The following is a 17,895-nucleotide window of genomic DNA, read 5'->3' on the forward strand; positions in this document are numbered from 1 at the left end:
TGGCTGCGCCCGCCACAAAAACTTACAAGCCCTCCAGCTCGGCCATCAGGTCACTCAGGCGGTCGACCTTCTCCTCGCTGATTTCATTGGCACCCAAACCGTCGATGTACGCGGCCAACTCCTGCACCGTGCTGCATTCGAACATGGCCCGCAGCGGTACGTTGCGTTGCAGGGTTTTCTGTACCCGCGAGGCGATCTGCGTGGCCAGCAGGGAATGCCCGCCCAACTCGAAGAAGTTGTCGCGCACGCCCACCCGTTCGACCTTGAGCACCTCGGCCCAGATGTCCGCCAGGGTCTGCTCCAGCTCGCTGCCCGGGGCTTGGTAGTCCTGGCTCTGCAACTGGCCGATCTCCAGGGCCGGCAGGGCCTTGCGATCAAGCTTGCCGTTGGCGTTGAGGGGCAAGCGCGGCAGCCACAGCCAGTGCGGCGGCACCATGTATTCCGGCAGTTCGGCGCGCAGACGCGGTTTGATCCGCTCCAGGCATTCGCTCGGGCTCAGGCTTGAGTCACTGGCCACCAGGTAACCCACCAGGTGCTTGCCGTTGACCCCTTCCTGCACCGCCACGGCGGCATCGCGGATTTCCGGCTGTTCGTGCAGGCGCGCTTCGATCTCCCCCAGCTCGATGCGGTAGCCACGGATCTTCACTTGATGGTCGATCCGGCCGACGTATTCCAGTACGCCGTCGCTGCGCCGGCGTGCCAGGTCGCCGGTGCGGTACAAGCGTTCGCCCGCCGCACCGAACGGATGGGGCACGAAGGCCAGCGCGGTGCGCAACGGGTCGCTGACGTAACCGCGGCCGACCCCGGTGCCGGCCACGCACAACTCGCCGACCGCGCCCAGGGGCACCAGCGCCAGGGCTTCGTCCATCAGGTACAGCTGGTTGTTGTCGGTGGGCGTGCCGATGGGCAGGTAGGCGCCCCGGGTCGAAGCCAGGTCCACGCGGAAGAAGGCCACGTCATCGGAACATTCCGCCGGACCGTAGGCGTTGACCAAACCGATCTGTGGATAACGCAGCAGCCATTGGTGCGCCAGTTCCGGCGGCATGGCCTCGCCGGTGGGCAGCATCCAGCGCAAGCCATCCAGGGCGATGGCGTCCTGGGCGAGCATGCCCTGGATCAGCGACGGCACGCTCTCCAGCACGGTGATGCCCTGCTCCTGGACGTGAGCCAACAGGCCCTGGGGATCGTGGGCGATGGCGTTGGGCACGATGTCGACCCGAGCACCGAACAGCGGCGCGGCAAGGAACTGCCAGACCGAAATGTCGAAGCTCTGGGACGCGGTCTGGGCGATCACGTCAGCCTCGCTCAAGTGCAGGTACGGCACCTTGCCCAGCTGGTTGTTGAGCATGCCGCGCTGCTCCACCATCACGCCCTTGGGCAGGCCGGTGGAACCGGAGGTGTAGATCACGTAGGCCAGGTTGTCCGGCGCGCTGTAGCGGCCCGGGTTGCTCTCGGCATGCCCGGCACCTTGCAGTTCTTCCCAGACCAGCAACCGTGGCCGTGCGGCGCAGGCGAACTCGTCCAGCAGGGCCTGGGCCTGTTCGCGGCAGGCCGCGGTGCAGACCAGGATCGGCGTGCGGCTGAGTTCGATGATGCGCCCCAGGCGCTGGCTTGGCAGGCCCGGGTCCAGGGGCAGGTAGCCGGCTCCGGCCTTGAAGCTGCCGATGATCATGCCCAAGAGTTCCAGGCCGCGCTCGGCCAGCAAGGCCACCGGTTGGTCAAAGCCCACGCCGTTGGCAATCAAGGCATGGCCCAGGCGGTTACTGCACTGGTTCAACTCGGCGTAGCTGTAGCGCTGCTCCAGGCAACTGGCGGCGATGCGCTGCGGATGGGCCGCCACCCGGGCCTCGAACAGCTCCACGTAGCTGCGCTCCAGCGGGTACTCATGCTGGCTCTGGTTGCAGCCGGCCAGCAGGAAATCCTGCTCCTCTTCACCCAGCAGCGGCAGGTCGGCCATGTCGCCATGCAAGCCCTGCATCAGCGCCAGCAGCAGGCGCTTGAACTCGCCGAGCAGGCGCTCGATGGTCGCCTGTTCGAAGTAGCGCTGGTCGTAGGACAGGTGCAGGCCCAGGTCATCCCCCGGGTAGCACACGGCGGTGATCGGGAAGTTGGTGTGGGTACGGCCGGAATCCGAACTGGCGTTCAGGCTCTGGGCGCGGTCCAGCACCGAGACTTCCACCGGGGCGTTTTCGAACACGAACAGGCTGTCGAACAGCGGCTGGCCCTTGGGCAGCTCGCTGCATTCCTGAATCGCCACCAGCGGCAGGTATTCGTATTCACGCAGTTGCATGTTGCGGTCGAGCAGGTCGCCGAGCCACTGGCGCACGCTGTAACGCTGGCCCTCCTCGGGCAGCTTGACCCGCAGCGCGATGCTGTTGATGAACAGGCCGACGGTGCGTTGCATCTCCGGCATCTGCACCGGGCGCCCAGCCACGGTGACCCCGAACAATACGTCGCGATCGCCGCTCATGCGCCGCAGCACCAGGGCCCAGGCCGCCTGGGCGAAGGTGTTGACGGTCAGCTGATGCTGCTGCGCCAGCTCGCGCAGTTGCGCGCCGTCCCGGGCATCCAGGCGGGTGTAGCAGTCGCCGACGATCATGCCGCCGCTGTCACCGGCGTGTTCGCGCAGGAACGGCCGGTCGCTGGGGATCGGCGTGGTGCGTTCAAAGCCTTCAAGGTTCTGCCGCCACCACTGCCGCGCCTCGGACAGGCTCTGGTGTTGCAGCCAGCCGATGTAGTCGCGGTAGCGCGGTGGCACCGCCAGTTGCACCTCGCGGCCTTCGCCCAGGGCGGTGTAGATCTCGAAGAAGTCGTTCATCAACAGCGAGCGGCACCAGGCATCGATGAGGATGTGGTGGTTGCTCATCATGAACCAGTAGCGCGCGGCGCCGACGCGGATCAGTCGCAGGTGGAACGGCGCCTGGTTGAGCAGATCGAAACCGGCCTCGCGCTCCTGTTTGTGCAGGGCCTGGAGCTTGGGTTCCTGCTCGGCCTCGGGCACCGCGCTCCAGTCGAGGAATTCGATCGGGGTGCGGCCCGGCTTGTGGATAACCTGCAGCATGTCTTCGCCGACGTTCCAGCAGAACGACGCGCGCAGAGCCTCGTGGCGCGCCACCACCGCCTGCCAGGCCTGGGCGAAACGCTCCGGGTCCAGCTCGCTGTTGATGCGGTAGCGGTCCTGCATGTAATACAAGCCGGTGCCCGGCTCCAGCAGGGTGTGCAGCAGCATGCCTTCCTGCATCGGGGTCAGCGGGTAGACGTCTTCGATCTGCCCAGCCGGCACCGGCAGGCCATCGAGCTGGGCCTGGGTCAGGCGCGCCAGGGGGAAGTCCGACGGCGTCAGGCCACCGGCATCGTCCTTCAGGCAATGGGCAATCAGGCCCTGCAGCTCGCCCAGGTAGGCGTCCGCCAGTTCACCGATCAGTTCGGCGGCGAAGCGTTCGCCGCTGTAAGTCCAGCGCAGTACCAGCTCGCCGCCATAGACCTGGCTGTCGATGCTCAGCTCGTTGGGCAACGGTGCTTCAGGTGCATGGGTCGGACCGACGGATTCATCCAGCGGACGCAGCAAGGCATCGGCGCCAAAACTCTGGTCGAACTGCCCCAGGTAGTTGAAGGTCACCGGCGCCAGCGGCAGCGCCGCCAAAGCCTCGCGGCAGGCGTCATCGGCCAGGTAGCGCAGCACGCCGTAACCCAGGCCCTTGTGCGGCACGGCCCGCAGTTGTTCCTTGATGGCCTTGATCGAGGCGCCCTGCCCGGCCGCGTCTTCCACTTGCAACGGGGTCAGGCGCAGCGGATAGGCGCTGGTGAACCAGCCGACGCTGCGGGTCAGGTCGATCTCGTCGAACAGCGCCTCGCGGCCGTGGCCTTCCAGTTGCACCAGGGCCGAAGGCTGCCCGCTCCAGCGGCACAGCACCCGGGCCAGGGCGGTCAGCAGCAGGTCGTTGACCTGGGTACGGTAGGCAGCCGGGGCCTGTTGCAGCAGTTGGCGGGTGCGCTCGGCATCCAGAGTCACACTGTGGCAGCGAGCCTGCTGATGCTGCTGGCTACCGGCGGCATTCAAGCCCGGCAGTTGCGCGGCCGGGCCGGCCAGTTGCTGCTGCCACCAGCCAAGTTCCTCTCGCAGGGATTCGCTGCCGGCATAGGCCTGCAGGCGGCTCGACCAGTCCCGCAGGGCGCTGGTCTTGGCCGGCAGCTTCAGGCTCTGTCCGGCTTGCAGCTGACGGTAGGCGTTCTGCAAATCCTCCAGCAGCACGCGCCAGGACACGCCATCCACCACCAAATGGTGGATCGCCAGCAACAGGCGCTGCTCGCCTTCCGGCCCGTCCACCAGCACCGCCCGCAGCAGCGGTCCGTGTTCCAGGTCGAGGCTGCGCTGGGCATCGGCGAACAGTGCCTCGCAGGTGGCCATGGACGGCACCCGCACTTGCCACAGCACAGGCACGTCGGACAGCGGCAGGTACTCGGCGCGCCACTGCCCATCCACCGGTTTGAAACGCAGGCGCAGGGCGTCGTGCTGCTCCAGCACCGCCAGCAGCGCCTGTTCCAGCGTCTGGGCATCGAGCAGGCCCAGCGGCTCCAGCAGCAATGCCTGGTTCCAATGCTGTGGCTGGGGAATGCGGCTGTCGAAGAACCAGTGCTGGATCGGCGTCAGCGGCGCTTCGCCACTGAGCGGGCCCTGCTCGGCGCTGACGCGCTGGGTATGGCTGGCGACCCGGGCCAGGGTCTGCACGGTCTGGTGCTGGAACAGGTCCCGCGGGGTGAAGTGCAGCCCCAGCTGGCGGGCGCGGCTGACCACCTGGATCGACAGGATCGAGTCGCCCCCCAGTTCGAAGAAGTTGTCGTTGAGGCCCACTTGCCGCACGTTCAGCACTTCGCCCCAGACCTTGGCCAGGGTCTGTTCCAGCTCGTTGCTCGGCGCCACGTACTGCTGGCGGTTGAGCTCCGGGTCCGGCATCGGCAGGGCCCGGCGGTCGAGCTTGCCGTTGGCGGTCAGCGGCATGCTGTCGAGCAGGATCAGGTGGGTCGGCACCATGTAGTCCGGCAGTTGGGTTTTCAGCTGCTGCTTGAGAGCTTCCCGCAGGTTGGCCTGCTGCGCCTCGTTGTGCTCGGCCACCTCGCTCACCAGATAACCGGCCAGCTGCTTACCGGCCGGGGTGTCCAGGGCCAGCACCACCGCTTCACGCACGGCCGGATGATCCAGCAGACGGGTTTCGATCTCTCCCAGCTCGATGCGGAAACCGCGAATCTTCACCTGATGGTCGACCCGGCCGATGTACTCCAGCTGACCGTCGGCGCACTGGCGCACCAGGTCCCCGGTGCGGTACAGGCGCCCGCCATCGCCGGAGAACGGATCGGCCACGAAACGCTCGGCGCTCATCCCCGGACGACGGTGATACCCCTGGGCCAGGCCGGCGCCGCCGACATACAGCTCACCGGTCGCCCCTTGGGGCACCAGCGCCAGATCGGCATCGAGAATGTAAGCCACCCGCGCCCCGACAATGCGGCCGATGGGCACGCTGGCCACGCCTTCGGCCAAGTGCTCCGGCGCCAGGCTGGCCAGGGGCATGACCACGGTTTCAGTGGGGCCGTAGGCGTTGAAGAACAGGCTCGGCTGGAACGCCGCGCGAATGCGCTGCAGGTGTTCGCCGGTCAGGGCCTCGCCGCCGGTGATGCACATGCGCACCGGCAGGGTCTGCTGCTGGGTGGCCAGGTGCTGGGCCAGCTGGCTGCCGTAGCTGGGGGTGAAGCCGAGGATGCTGATGCGATGCTGGCGAATCAGCTGGCAGATCTCTTCGGCATCCCACTGGCCCTGGGCCCGCAGCACCACCTGGGCGCCGCTGAGCAGCGGTGCCAGTAGACGCTCGGTGGCGGCGTCGAAGTTGATGGAATAGAAGTGCAGCTCGCAGTCGTCCGGGCGCATGCCGAAACGGCGGATCACCGCCTGGCAGTGCATGGCGATTTCCCCGTGGGACACCACCACGCCCTTGGGCTGGCCGGTGGAGCCGGAGGTGTAGATCAGGTACGCCTGATGCTGGGGCAGGCTGATGAACGGCAGCTCGCTGGCCGGGTAGTCGGCCAGCAACGCGCCGTCTTCTTCCAGGCACCAGCGGCCGACGCCCGTCGGCAACTCACCCAGGGCGGCGAACATCCGTGCATCGCTGAGCAGCAGGCCGAGGCCGCTGTCTTCGATCATGTAGTGCAGGCGATCCAGGGGGTATTCCGGGTCCAGGGGCACGTAGGCGCCACCGGCCTTGAGGATCGCCAGCAGGCCGACGACCATGTCCAGGGAACGTTCCAGGGCCAGACCGACCCGCACCTGCGGGCCCACGCCACGCTCGCGGAGCATCCAGGCCAGGCGGTTGGCGCGGCTGTCCAGTTCGCTGTAGCTCAGGGTCTGCCCGGCGAAGGTCAGGGCCGGAGCGTCGCGACGGGCCAGGGCCTGCTCGCTGAACAGGTGATGGATGCACTGATCCAGACGTTGCTCACCGGGCTCGACGCTCAGGCTGTCCAGCAGCTGTTGCTGTTCCTCGGCGTGCAGCAGCGGCAGTTCGCACAAGCGCCGCTGCGGATCGTCAATCAGAGCCTGCAGCAGGTTGCGCCAATGGCCGGCCATGCGCGCAATCCGCGGCTCGTCGAACAGGTCGGTGCTGTAGGTCAGGCAGCAACCCAGGCGCTGATCCAGGTCGGTGACTTCCAGGTTGAGGTCGAACTTGGTGGCCCGGGCATCGTTGACCAGGTAGTCCACGGTCATGCCCGCCAGTTGCCGGCTTTGCTGGAACTCCCAGCGCTGGACGTTGCACATCACCTGGAACAGCGGGTTGTAGGCGGCGCTGCGCGGCGGCTGCAAGGCTTCCACCAGATGGTCGAACGGCAGGTCCTGGTGCGACTGGCCCTCGATCACCGTATGGCGCACCTGCTCCAGCAACTGGCCGACGCTCATCTGCCCGTCGAGCTGGCAACGCAGCACCTGGGTGTTGAGGAAGGCGCCGATCAGCCCTTCGCTTTCCGGGCGGATACGGTTGGCCACCGGCGCGCCGATGCGCAGGTCGGTCTGGCCGCTGTAGCGATAGAGCAGCACCGACAGGGCCGCGGTCATGGTCATGAACAGGGTCAGGCCGTGTTCGGCATTGAAAGCCCGCACCCGGGCCGCCAGCTCGTCGCTCAGGTCGAAGCGGTACAGCTCGCCCTGGTGGCTTTGCACCGCCGGCCGTGGCCGGTCGCTGGGCAGTTCCAGCAATGGGTGTTCGCGGCCCAGTTGCCCGGTCCAGTAATCCAGCTGGCGCTGGCGCTCGCCGGATTCCAGCCACTGGCGCTGCCACACGCTGTAGTCCAGGTACTGCACCGGCAAGGGTTGCAGAGGCGATTCGCGGTCGTCGAGGAAGGCTTCGTACAGCGCGCTCAATTCGCGGGCAAAGATGTCCATGGCCCAGCCTTCGGTGACGATGTGGTGCAGGGTCAGGACGAAGTAGTGCTCCTGCTCCCCGGCCTTGACCAGGCAGGCGCGCAGCAAGGGGCCGGTTTCCAGGTCGAAGGGCTGGTGGGCTTCGCTGTCCGCCAGCTGTTGCAGGCGTTGTTGCCGGGCCTCCGGAGCCAGGGCCGAGAAATCCTTCCAGGCCATGCGCAGGCCGGTGTCGGCATGCACCTGCTGGTGGGCCACGCCGTTGATGCTGGGGAAGGTGGTGCGCAGGGTTTCGTGGCGCAGGATCAACGCCTGCAACGCGGCCTCGAAGCGCCCCACGTCCAGCACGCCAGACAAGCGCGCCATGCCGCCGACGTTGTAGGCCGGGCTGTCGGGCTCCATCTGCCAGAGGAACCACATGCGCTGCTGGGAGTAGGACAGCGGCACCGGCTGGCTGCGGTCGACCCGGGCAATCGGCGGCTGCTGGTTGCGCGCGCCGGATTGCTGGATCAGCCGCACCTGTTCGGCAAAGGCCCCCAGTTCGCTGGCTTCGAACAGCACCCGCAGCGGCAGCTCGACATCGCAGGCCTGACGGGTGCGGGAAATGATCTGGGTAGCCAGCAGCGAATGCCCGCCCAGGGCGAAGAAGTCGTCCTTGAGGCCGATCCGGGGCTGGCCCAGCACGTCGCGCCAGATGGCGGCGATCTGCCGTTCCAGATCGGTGCTCGGTTCGACGTGCTCGCGCACCTGCCACTGCGGCTCCGGCAAGGCGCGGCGGTCGAGCTTGCCGCTGGGGCTCAGGGGCATGGCGTCCAGGCGCAGCAGTTGCGCCGGCACCATGTACTCCGGCAACTCGGCGGCCAGGGCGGCGGTCAGCCGGGCGCGTTGCTCGGTTTCATCTTCGTCGCTGGCAGGGGCGGTGTAGTAGCCGATCAACTGCGGGCCGGCGACGCTGTCGCGCACCAGCACCGCGGCCTGGGCCACGCCGTCCTGGGCCAGCAGCCGTGCTTCGATTTCCTGCGGCTCGACCCGAAAACCCCGCAGCTTGACCTGCTGGTCGAGGCGGCCGAGGTATTCCAGGGCGCCGTCGGCGCACCAGCGCACCCGGTCACCGGTGCGGTACAGGCGTGCGCCCTCTTCGCCCAGCGGGTCGACCACAAAGCGTTCGGCGGTGAGCGCCGGGCGTCCCAGGTAACCCCGGGCCAGGCCCTGGCCGCTGATGCACAGCTCGCCCGGAACCCCGGCGGGCAGCAGGTTGAGCTCGGCATCCAGCACCCGGCACAGCACATTGCCCAGCGGCCGGCCAATGGGTGAACGCTCGCCGTCCTCCACCGAACACTGCCAGTGGGTGACGTTGATCGCGGTTTCTGTCGGGCCGTAACGGTTGTGCAGTTGCGCGTTCGGCAACTGCTGCAGCAGGCGGTTGCGCAGCTCGGCGGACAAGGCTTCGCCACCGGAGAACACCCGGCGCAGGCTGTGGCATTCGGCGCTCAGCGGTTCATCGACAAACAGCTGCAACAGCGGCGGCACGAAGTGCAGCGTGGTCACGCCGAACTCCTGAACCAGTTGGGCGATGCGGTGCGGGTCGCGGTGCTCGCCGGGGGCAGCGAGCAGCAGGCGGCAGCCAGTGATCAATGGCCAGAAGCACTCCCACACCGACACGTCGAAGCTGATGGGGGCCTTCTGCATCAGCACATCGTCGGCTTGCAGCTGGTAACTGTCCTGCATCCATTGCAGGCGCTCCATCAGGGCACGATGGGTGTTGCCCACGCCCTTGGGCTGGCCGGTGGAACCGGAGGTGTAGATCACGTAGGCCAGGTGGTCGCCGTCCAGGTGCAGGCCCGGGGCGTGGCTCGGCCAGCTGTCGAGCTTGAGGCCGTCCATGGCGATGGCGCTGACGCCCGGGGCTTCGGGCATCTGGCCGAGCAGCTGGGTCTGGGTCAGCAGCAGTTGCACGCCGCTGTCGGCGAGCATGTAGGCCAGGCGCTCGGCGGGGTAATCCGGGTCCAGGGGCACGTAGGCGCCGCCAGCCTTGATGATCGCCAACAGGCCGATCAGCAGTTGCGGCGAACGCTCGGCGGCGATGGCCACGCACACGTCCGGGCCGACGCCCTTGTCCCGCAGGTAATGGGCCAGGCGGTTGGCCTGGGCGTGCAGTTCGGCAAAGCTCAGTTGCCCGCCGTCCCACACCAGCGCGGTGCGCTCCGGAGTCCGCTGCAGTTGTTCCTGCAGGCGCTCCGGCAACCAGCGCTCGGCGCGCGCGCAGGGGGCCATGCTCCATTGCTGCAATTGCGCCGCTTCGACCTTGCCGAGCAACGGCAAATCACCCAGGGCGCAGTCCGGCTGCTGGCAGGCCTGCTCCAGCAGGCTGATGAAGTGCCCGGCCAGACGCTCGATGGTCGCTGCATCGAACAGCTCGTCGGCATAGTCGAAGGCCAGGCTCAGGCGGCCGTTGCGGTCTTCCTCGCTGTGCAGTTGCAGGTCGAACTTGGCCTCGCGGCTGTGCCACGGCAGCTCTTCGGCCAGCAGCCCCGGCAGACGGCGCAAGGCGCTGAGGTCGCGCTGCTGGTGGTTGAACATGACCTGGAACAGGCCTTGCTCACGAGCGTCGGGGAAGGCTTCGAGCAGTTGTTCGAAGGGCAGGTCCTGATGCGCCTGGGCCTCAAGGACGGTGCGGCGGGTCTGTTGCAGCAACTCGGCGAAGGTCTGGCGCGCCTCCAGTTGGCCGCGCAGCACCTGGGTGTTGATGAAGAAGCCCAGCAGGCCCTGGGTTTCCAGGCGCGGACGGTTGGCGTTGGGCACGCCTATGCGGATCTCGGTCTGCCCGCTGTAGCGGTGCAGCAGGGTCTGGAAGGTGGCCAGCAACAGCATGAACGGCGTGACCTGCCAGGCCTGGGCGGTCTGACGCACGGTTTCACTGAGGTTCACGCCGAGGCGCTGGCTGTGGCGCGCGGCGCTGTGGCGGACCTGGGCCGAACGCGGGTGGTCGGTGGCCAGGCTGAGTACCGGGGCCTCATCGGCCAGTTGCTGCTTCCAGTAGTCCAGCTGGCGCTGGCCTTCGCCCTGGGCCAGCCACTGGCGCTGCCAGCTGCCGTAGTCGGCGTATTGCAGGGCCAGGGGCGCCAGCTCCAGGCGCTGGCCCTGGGCCGCGGCGGCGTAGAGCCGGGAGAACTCGTCGATCAGCACAGTCAGCGACCAGCCGTCGGCGATGATGTGGTGCAGGGTCAGCAGCAGTTGATGTTCTTCGTCGTCCAGGCGGATCAGGGTCGCCCAGTACAACGGGCCCTTTTCCAGGTCGAACTGGGTGCGGGCCTCGTCTTCGCGAATCTGCTGCGCCCGGGCTTCACGCTCGGCCACAGGCAGATCGCTGATGTCGATCACCTGCAGGTTGAACTCACCGGCCGCGTCCACCTGTTGCAGGGCCTGGCCGTCGCGTTCGAAGAACCGCGTGCGCAGCGCTTCGTGACGCTGCAGCAGGTGCTGGAAGCTGGCGCGCAGGGCGTCTTCGTCCAGCTCGCCGCGCAGGCGCAGGCCACCGGGAATGTTGTAGGCGCTGCTGTGGGGGTCCAGTTGCCAGGTGATCCACAGGCGGTTCTGTGCCAGGGATTGGGGCAGCGGCTGCTGGCGCGACAGGGCCTGGATGCTGCCCTGGGCCACGCCGCCGTCCTGTTGCTGACGCGCCACGGCGGCGGTGAAGGCGCCCAGGGTCGGCGCTTCGAACAACAGCCGCAGGCTCAGTTCCAGGCCCAGTTCCTCGCGCAGGCGGGCCGTGACCTGGGTGGCGGCGATCGAGTTGCCTCCCAGGAGGAAGAAGTGATCGTCGGCGGCCACGGCGGCGCATTGCAGGTGCTCCTGCCAGATTCGCCCGATCAGGTTTTGCAGCGCGTCGTCGGACGCGTCCTGAACGCCGGCGGGTGCAGCCTCGGCCTGGGGGAACAGCGCGTAGTGATCCAGGCTGCCATCGGCCAGCCGGGTGCGACAGGCGGAACGCTGCAACTTGCCGCTGGAGGTCTTCGGCAGGGCCCCGGGGTTGAGCAGTACCACCACGCTGGGCGCTTCCTGGCAGGCTTCGGCCACTGCCTGGCGGATGGCCTTGATCAGTGCTTCGGGGGGCAGGATCTTCTGCACGCTGCGGCTGATTTCCGCGGCGATGCCGATGCCTTCCTGGCCCTGGTCGCTGACCGCGAACGCCGCCACCCGGCCCTTGCGCACCACTTCCACTTCGCGCTCGATGGTCTTTTCGATGTCCTGAGGATACAGGTTGTGCCCGCGCACGATCAGCAGGTCCTTCAGGCGCCCGGTGATGAACAGCTCGCCGTCGCGCATGAAGCCCAGGTCGCCGGTGCGCAGCCAGGTGCGGCCGGCATGCTGGACGAAGGTCTTGGCCGTGGCTTCGGGATTGCGCCAGTAGCCGTGGGCGATGCTCGGTCCGCTGGCCCAGACTTCGCCGATGCGGTTGTCAGGCAATTCCGTGAGCTGCTGCGGATCCATCAGCAGCACGGCGTGCTCAGGCTGGCTGAAGCCGCAACTCATCATCGCGCTGCCCTGCCCCGGCTCGGCGCGGTTCTGCGCCAGGGCCCGGTCGTCCAGGTGCAGGGCCGGGATGCCCTGGCCGCGCACGCCCCCGGCGACGAACAGGGTGGCTTCGGCCAGGCCGTAGGAAGCGAGGAAATTGTCGGCACTGAAACCGCAGGGGGCGAAGGTTTCGGCAAAGCGCTCCAGGGTGTCGAGGCGGATCGGCTCGGAACCGGAATAGGCCACGCGCCAGCGGCTGAGGTCGAGACGCTCCAGGGCCGATTCGCTGACCCGCTCGCTGCACAGGCGGTAGGCGAAATCCGGGCCGCCGCTGATGGTGCCGCCGTATTCGCTGATCGCTTCCAGCCAGCGCACGGGGCGGGCCAGGAAGTAGGCCGGCGACATCAGCACGCAGGGCACGCCGCTGAAGATCGGCTGCAGCAGGCCGCCGATCAGGCCCATGTCGTGGTACAGCGGCAGCCAGCTGACGATCACGTCGTCCGGGTTGAGGTCGATGCCAAAACCGCGCCGGATCAAAAGTTCGTTGGCCACCAGATTGCCGTGGCTGACCTGCACGCCCTTGGGCAGCGCAGTGGAACCGGAGGTGTACTGCAGGAAGGCGATGTCCTGGTCCTTGAGTTCCACCGCCTGCCAGTCCTGCGCCAGCGCGGGGTCCAGGGTGTCGACGCAGAGCAGTTGCGGCGCCCCGGCGGCCTGCAGTTCGTCCATCTGCAACAGTGAGTCGCGCAGCCCGGCGCTGGTCAGCAGCAACCGTGGCTCGGCGTCGGCCAGGATCGAGAGCAGCCGCTCCTGGTGATGGTGCCGGGTCGACTCCGGCGGGTAGGCCGGCACCGCGATCACCCCGGCGTACAGGCAACCGAAGAACGCTGCGACGTAGTCCGGGCCACTGGGGAACAGCAGCACCGCGCGGTCGCCGAATTCAGCGTTGGCTTGCAGGGCCGCGGCAATGGTCCGCGCGCGAAGATCCAGGTCCCGGTAGCTGAGCACCACGCTCTGCTCCTGCTCTTGGGCGAGGAACCGCAACGCCACTTGATCAGGGGCCAGGACCGCCCGGCGTTGAAGGGCTTGGGCCAGGGTGCTGGGGAGTTCGAACGCGTCCGTCATGGGGTTTCCTGCCAGGAGTGTGCTTGCGATGGAGAGCGGCCCCTGCCCTGCCATGCCCCTGGCAAACCACCGAAAATCAACGGCTTGGCAACAGGTCACAGGCATCCGCGAGGCGCCGCGCCCGGGCTTGCTGCCCGGAATCTTTCTCCCATGGGAACGGATGGCCTCGGCAAATAATTAGTCCCCACGGGCCCTGGCAGGACCCGCTCCGCCCCCTGAATGAGCCGCTGTTCTCAATCTGCACCGCTAGAGAGCATTAGTTCTTTTTCTCAATTGACAATCATTATCATTCAGCCTAATTTGTCGCTCGATGTGTAGGACGGGTCAGACTTTTCTGACGTCCCACTAACTTCTTTGCAACAAGGTGATTTCCATGACGGAACAAGTATCCACAAGCAGGTGCGATTCACCGTTACTCCAGGCTTTTGTCGACAACCGTCTGATTCTGGTCAAGATCGCAGCGCGGATTACCGGCTGCCGGTCCCGGGCTGAGGACGTGGTCCAGGACGCCTTTTTCCGCCTGCAGTCGGCCCCGCAAATCACCTCCTCGTTCAAGGCCCAGCTCAGCTACCTGTTCCAGATCGTGCGCAATCTGGCCATCGACCATTACCGCAAGCAGGCGCTGGAGCAGAAGTATTCGGGCACCGAAGAGGAAGGCTTGAATGTGGTGATTCATGGCGCTTCGCCCGAAACCTCGCACATGAACTTTTCCACCCTGGAACACATTGCCGATGCCCTGACCGAGCTGCCCAGCCGCACCCGCTATGCCTTCGAGATGTATCGCCTGCACGGCGTGCCGCAAAAGGACATCGCCAAGGAGCTGGGCGTCTCGCCGACCCTGGTCAATTTCATGATTCGCGATGCCCTGGTGCATTGCCGCAAAGTCTCGGGCAATCGCCCCGATACCTTCGCCCGGCGCTGAGCGCCGAACGCCGCTTATCCCTCCAGCAGGCCACTGCGCCCCAGCACCAGCAACGCGGCACGTTTGTGCAAGAGATCGAAGTCCTGCCGGCAGTACCGACAACGGTTTTGCCCGGCACAGGCATCGGCGTGGGCGGGTGGCGGCGTGCCCGGCGGGTCCAGGTACAGCGCATGCACCTGGGCCGACAGCCAGAACGCCAACTGCTCCTGCCGCTCGGCCCGGGCATCCGGCGCTGCGGACTCCTGGCCCTGGCTGCGCCATGCCGGGAACAACCGATGCCGGGCGCCGACCTCATCGATGCCCGATAGCACAGCCGCCGACAGGGTCTCGACACTCAGCGGACTTACAAGGGACATGGCAGGCCTCACCGTCAAAGGGCATTCAAGCAAGTGACGTGGACCGGCGGGAGAAATTTAGGTGCCCCTCGGGGAGCCGGGCGGCTCCCTGGGCTCAGGCGTGGGGCACGGGCATCACGACGATGCGGTAGGGATCGAAGATTTTGCGCATCTGGCCGTTGTCCCGCAGTTTTTGCAGCAGCCCGGCAAAGTCCTCGGCGCTGATCGGTGCTTGAGGGCGGATCAGGCTGTAGTGGTGGTAGACCTGGTCGATGCGCTGGGACACCAGAAACTGGACGTTGTCCTCGGCATTGCGGGCCAGGAAATCGCTGAGGTAGGAGCGGGTCACCAGGGCAATGTCCGCCCTGCCCCGCAGGACCATCAGCAGGTTGCTGTCGTGGGAATAGGTGAGCGTGGCGTTGAAGGTGTCGGCCAGGTACTTGGGGTCGGCGTTGAACTGGGCAAAGGCGTAGTGATAGCCGCTGAACAGCGCCAGGCGCTTGCCCTTGAGGTCGGCGAAATATTCCTGGCCGCGATTGGGCTGGCGCTGGGCGACGAAGATCTCCGCATCCTCAAGGCCCATGTCGACACTGGTGTGGTCAATGTCCTTCCAGCCCCAGGCCGGGTTCTCGAAGATCGCCAGGTCGACCCGGCCTTGTTCGAAATCGCGGAAACGCCGGGGAATCGAGGTCGGCACCAGGACGAACTGGTACTTGCTCTGGGACTGGTTCAGGGCCTCCACCAGTTGCGGCAGCAAGCCGGTGTCGGCGCCGGTTTCGGGACGGACGGTATAGGGCGGAAAATGCGCCGCCGCGACCCGCACCAGTTGCGCCGAGGAGACCGGGCAGACCCAAAGGGTTGCCAGTGCCAGCAGGAGCATTCGCAAGGCTGATCGCAGCGGCAAGGACATCAAGGCAACCCACCTCGGACAAAAGAAAAATGATGCTCTAAAGCTAGGCGCTTTAAGGCTCTTCGACAATGTTGCACTGCTGAATCAGTCGGCGTCCGAATGATCCTTGAGCACCAGCAGCAGGGCCTCCTCGGCCAACTGCTCCAGGGTCATGCTGCCCTGGGCACGAAACCAGGTGGTGGTCCAGGACAAGGCGCCCGTGAGAAAGCGCCGGGTGATGAACACGTCGCCCTTGATAAACCCGGCGGCCTTGGCCTCACCCAGCACCTGGAGCCAGATCTGTTCATAGATGTCGCGCAGGGCCAGCACCTCGGCCTGACCTTGTGCGGACAGCGAACGCCATTCGTACACCAGCACCGCCATGGCTTCGCCGCTGCCGCCCATGATCGATTGCAGTTCGCAGCGGATCAGCGCCAGCACCCGCTCACGCACGCTGCCGGCCTCGGCCAGCTCGGCGCGCATCAGGGCGGTGTTGTAGTGGATGGTTTCCTGCATCACCGCCCGCAGGATGTCGTCCTTGCTCTTGAAGTGGTGAAAGATGCTGCCGGACTGGATGCCCACCGCGCTGGCCAGGTCGCGCACCGTGGTGCGTTCGTAGCCCTTGTTGCGAAACAGATGGGCGGCGGTCTGCAACAGTTTGCCCCGGGCACTGTCGGGATCGGTCACTTGCCCGCTGGCAATCAGCTCGCGTACCACCTGCAAGGCTTTTTGCTCGTCCACCGGTGTTCTCCTAGCGTCACTTCATCAAGAGCCCAGCCTGAAACCGGCTGTAGCGCGCGCAATTTAAGCCCCCCGGGATCACCAAGCAAGCGCTTGGGCAGAAGAATCCATCGGCCCATTTACAAACCAAGCGCTTGCTTGGTAGCCTCCTCGCAGTTCTTTTTCCGAGAGCCCTGCCATGACCAAGACTGTACGAATCGGCTGCGCCAGCGCCTTCTGGGGCGACACCAGCAGTGCCGCCGCGCAACTGGTGCAAGGCGCACGCCTGGACTACCTGGTGTTCGACTACCTGGCCGAGGTCACGCTGTCGATCATGGCCGGGGCACGCATGAAGGACCCGAACGCCGGTTACGCCACGGACTTCGTCGAGGTGCTCACGCCCTTGCTGGGCTCGATCCATGCACAGAAGATCCGCGTCATCAGCAATGCCGGCGGGGTCAATCCCCACGCCTGCGCCCAGGCCTTGCGCGCCGCCTGCGAGCAGGCCGGGGTGCCGCTGAAGATCGCCGTGCTGCTGGGCGACGACCTGCAGCCACAGTTCAAGCAACTGGCCGGCGCCGGGATCAAGGAGATGTTCAGCGGCGCGCCCCTGCCGCCGATGTGTGTCTCCATCAATGCCTACCTTGGCGCCCCGGGCATCGTCGAGGCCCTGGGCCTGGGGGCGGATATCGTGATCACCGGGCGCGGCGTCGACAGCGCGGTGGTCAGTGCGGCCCTGGTCCACGAATTCAACTGGTCGTGGCAGGACTACGACCGCCTGGCCCAGGCCGCCCTGGCCGGGCACATCATCGAATGCGGCGCCCAATGCACCGGCGGCAACTTCACCGATTGGCGCGACGTGCCGGACTACGAGCACATCGGCTTTCCCATCGTGGAAGTCGGCGCCGACGGCCGGTTCGTGGTCAGCAAGGCGCCGGGCAGCGGCGGACTGATCAGCCCGCTGACGGTTGGCGAACAACTGCTGTACGAAATCGGCAATCCACAGGCTTACCTGCTTCCGGATGTGGTGTGCGATTTCTCCGAGGTGCAACTGCATCAGCAAGCGCCGAATGCCGTGGCGGTGCAGGGAGCCAAGGGCCTGCCCCCCAGCCATCAGTACAAGGTCAGCGCCACCTACCCGGACGGCTTCCGCTGCACCGCCAGTTGCCTGATGGCCGGGATCGACGCGGTGGCCAAGGCGCGCCGGGTTAGCCAGGCGATCATCGACAAGACCCGCGAGATGTTTGCCCAGCGCGGCTGGCCGGACTACAGCGAAGTCAATATCGAGCTGCTGGGCAGCGAAGCCACCTACGGTCCCCACGGCCGCCGCCAGGACAGCCGCGAAGTGGTGATCAAGCTGGCGGTGCGTCACCCGCACAAGGCGGCGCTGGTGCTGTTCTCCCGGGAAATCGCCCAGGCCGCCACCGGCATGGCCCCGGGCCTGACCGGAATTGTCGGCGGCCGGCCCACGGTCTATCCGGTCATCCGACTGTTCTCGTTCCTGCTGAACAAGGACGCCTGCCAGCTGCACATCGACTTTGCCGGCCAGCAGTCTCCCTGTGCCCTGCCCCGCACCGAGCCTCTGGACCCCGGCGCCCTGCCCGTCGCCCATGCCCTGCCCGTGCCCCGGGGACGGGCCGATGCCAGCGTGCCCCTGGTCAAGCTGGCGGTGGCGCGCTCCGGCGACAAGGGCAATCACAGCAACATCGGGGTCATGGCGCGCGATCCCGACTACCTGCCGTGGATCGCCGAAGCCCTGAGCCCGCAAGTGCTGGCGGACTGGATGGGGCACGTGCTGGACCCGGTCCACGGCCGCGTGCAGCGCTGGTACCTGCCGGGCACGCACAGCCTCAACTTCCTGCTGGAAAACGCCCTGGGCGGCGGCGGTGTCGCCAGCCTGCGCATCGACCCGCAAGGCAAGGCCTTCGCCCAGCAGTTGCTGGAGATCCAGATCCCGGTGCCGCGGCGCATCGCCGACGCCGTCAATTAA

The 17,895-nt window shown here is 66.7% G+C and carries 6 protein-coding genes; 2 read left to right on the forward strand and 4 right to left on the reverse strand.

Annotated features, from left to right (window positions below; genetic code table 11):
- Nucleotides 1-22: 22 nt before the first annotated feature.
- Complete coding sequence (locus POS17_RS21055) at nucleotides 23-13,039, reverse strand: non-ribosomal peptide synthetase (protein WP_060840366.1); 13,017 nt, start codon at nucleotides 13,037-13,039, stop codon at nucleotides 23-25.
- 373 nt (nucleotides 13,040-13,412) lie between these two features.
- Between POS17_RS21055 and POS17_RS21060 the strand changes: the two genes are divergently transcribed.
- The gene (locus POS17_RS21060; RefSeq protein WP_060840367.1) at nucleotides 13,413-13,961 is read left to right on the forward strand and encodes an RNA polymerase factor sigma-70; all 549 of its coding nucleotides are present in this window, start codon (nucleotides 13,413-13,415) and stop codon (nucleotides 13,959-13,961) included.
- 14 nt (nucleotides 13,962-13,975) lie between these two features.
- On the opposite strand, the gene POS17_RS21065 is transcribed toward POS17_RS21060, so the two are convergent.
- The 3 genes from POS17_RS21065 to POS17_RS21075 form a co-directional block, all read right to left on the reverse strand.
- The gene (locus tag POS17_RS21065) at nucleotides 13,976-14,317 is read right to left on the reverse strand and encodes a hypothetical protein (protein ID WP_060840368.1); all 342 of its coding nucleotides are present in this window, start codon (nucleotides 14,315-14,317) and stop codon (nucleotides 13,976-13,978) included.
- Nucleotides 14,318-14,411: 94 nt separating this feature from the next.
- Nucleotides 14,412-15,206, reverse strand: coding sequence for a substrate-binding periplasmic protein (locus POS17_RS21070; protein WP_060840369.1), 795 nt, complete (start codon nucleotides 15,204-15,206; stop codon nucleotides 14,412-14,414).
- Between the two features lie 84 nt (nucleotides 15,207-15,290).
- On the reverse strand, nucleotides 15,291-15,926 hold the full coding sequence (locus POS17_RS21075; protein ID WP_060840370.1) for a TetR/AcrR family transcriptional regulator: 636 nt from the start codon (nucleotides 15,924-15,926) through the stop codon (nucleotides 15,291-15,293).
- A 178-nt stretch (nucleotides 15,927-16,104) separates the two neighbouring features.
- On the opposite strand from POS17_RS21075, the gene POS17_RS21080 reads away from it, so the two are divergent.
- Nucleotides 16,105-17,895: an acyclic terpene utilization AtuA family protein gene (locus POS17_RS21080; RefSeq protein WP_060840371.1), complete on the forward strand. Its 1,791-nt coding sequence runs from the start codon at nucleotides 16,105-16,107 to the stop codon at nucleotides 17,893-17,895.

This window comes from Pseudomonas sp. Os17 (assembly GCF_001547895.1).
In the GTDB taxonomy this organism is placed as follows: domain Bacteria; phylum Pseudomonadota; class Gammaproteobacteria; order Pseudomonadales; family Pseudomonadaceae; genus Aquipseudomonas.

What these genes read in the sequence shown, in the direction of transcription:
- POS17_RS21055 (WP_060840366.1), bottom strand. Translation starts at nt 13,039, where the DNA reads ATGACGGACGCGTTCGAACTCCCCAGCACCCTGGCCCAAGCCCTTCAA.
- POS17_RS21060 (WP_060840367.1), top strand. Translation starts at nt 13,413, where the DNA reads ATGACGGAACAAGTATCCACAAGCAGGTGCGATTCACCGTTACTCCAG.
- POS17_RS21065 (WP_060840368.1), bottom strand. Translation starts at nt 14,317, where the DNA reads ATGTCCCTTGTAAGTCCGCTGAGTGTCGAGACCCTGTCGGCGGCTGTG.
- POS17_RS21070 (WP_060840369.1), bottom strand. Translation starts at nt 15,206, where the DNA reads ATGTCCTTGCCGCTGCGATCAGCCTTGCGAATGCTCCTGCTGGCACTG.
- POS17_RS21080 (WP_060840371.1), top strand. Translation starts at nt 16,105, where the DNA reads ATGACCAAGACTGTACGAATCGGCTGCGCCAGCGCCTTCTGGGGCGAC.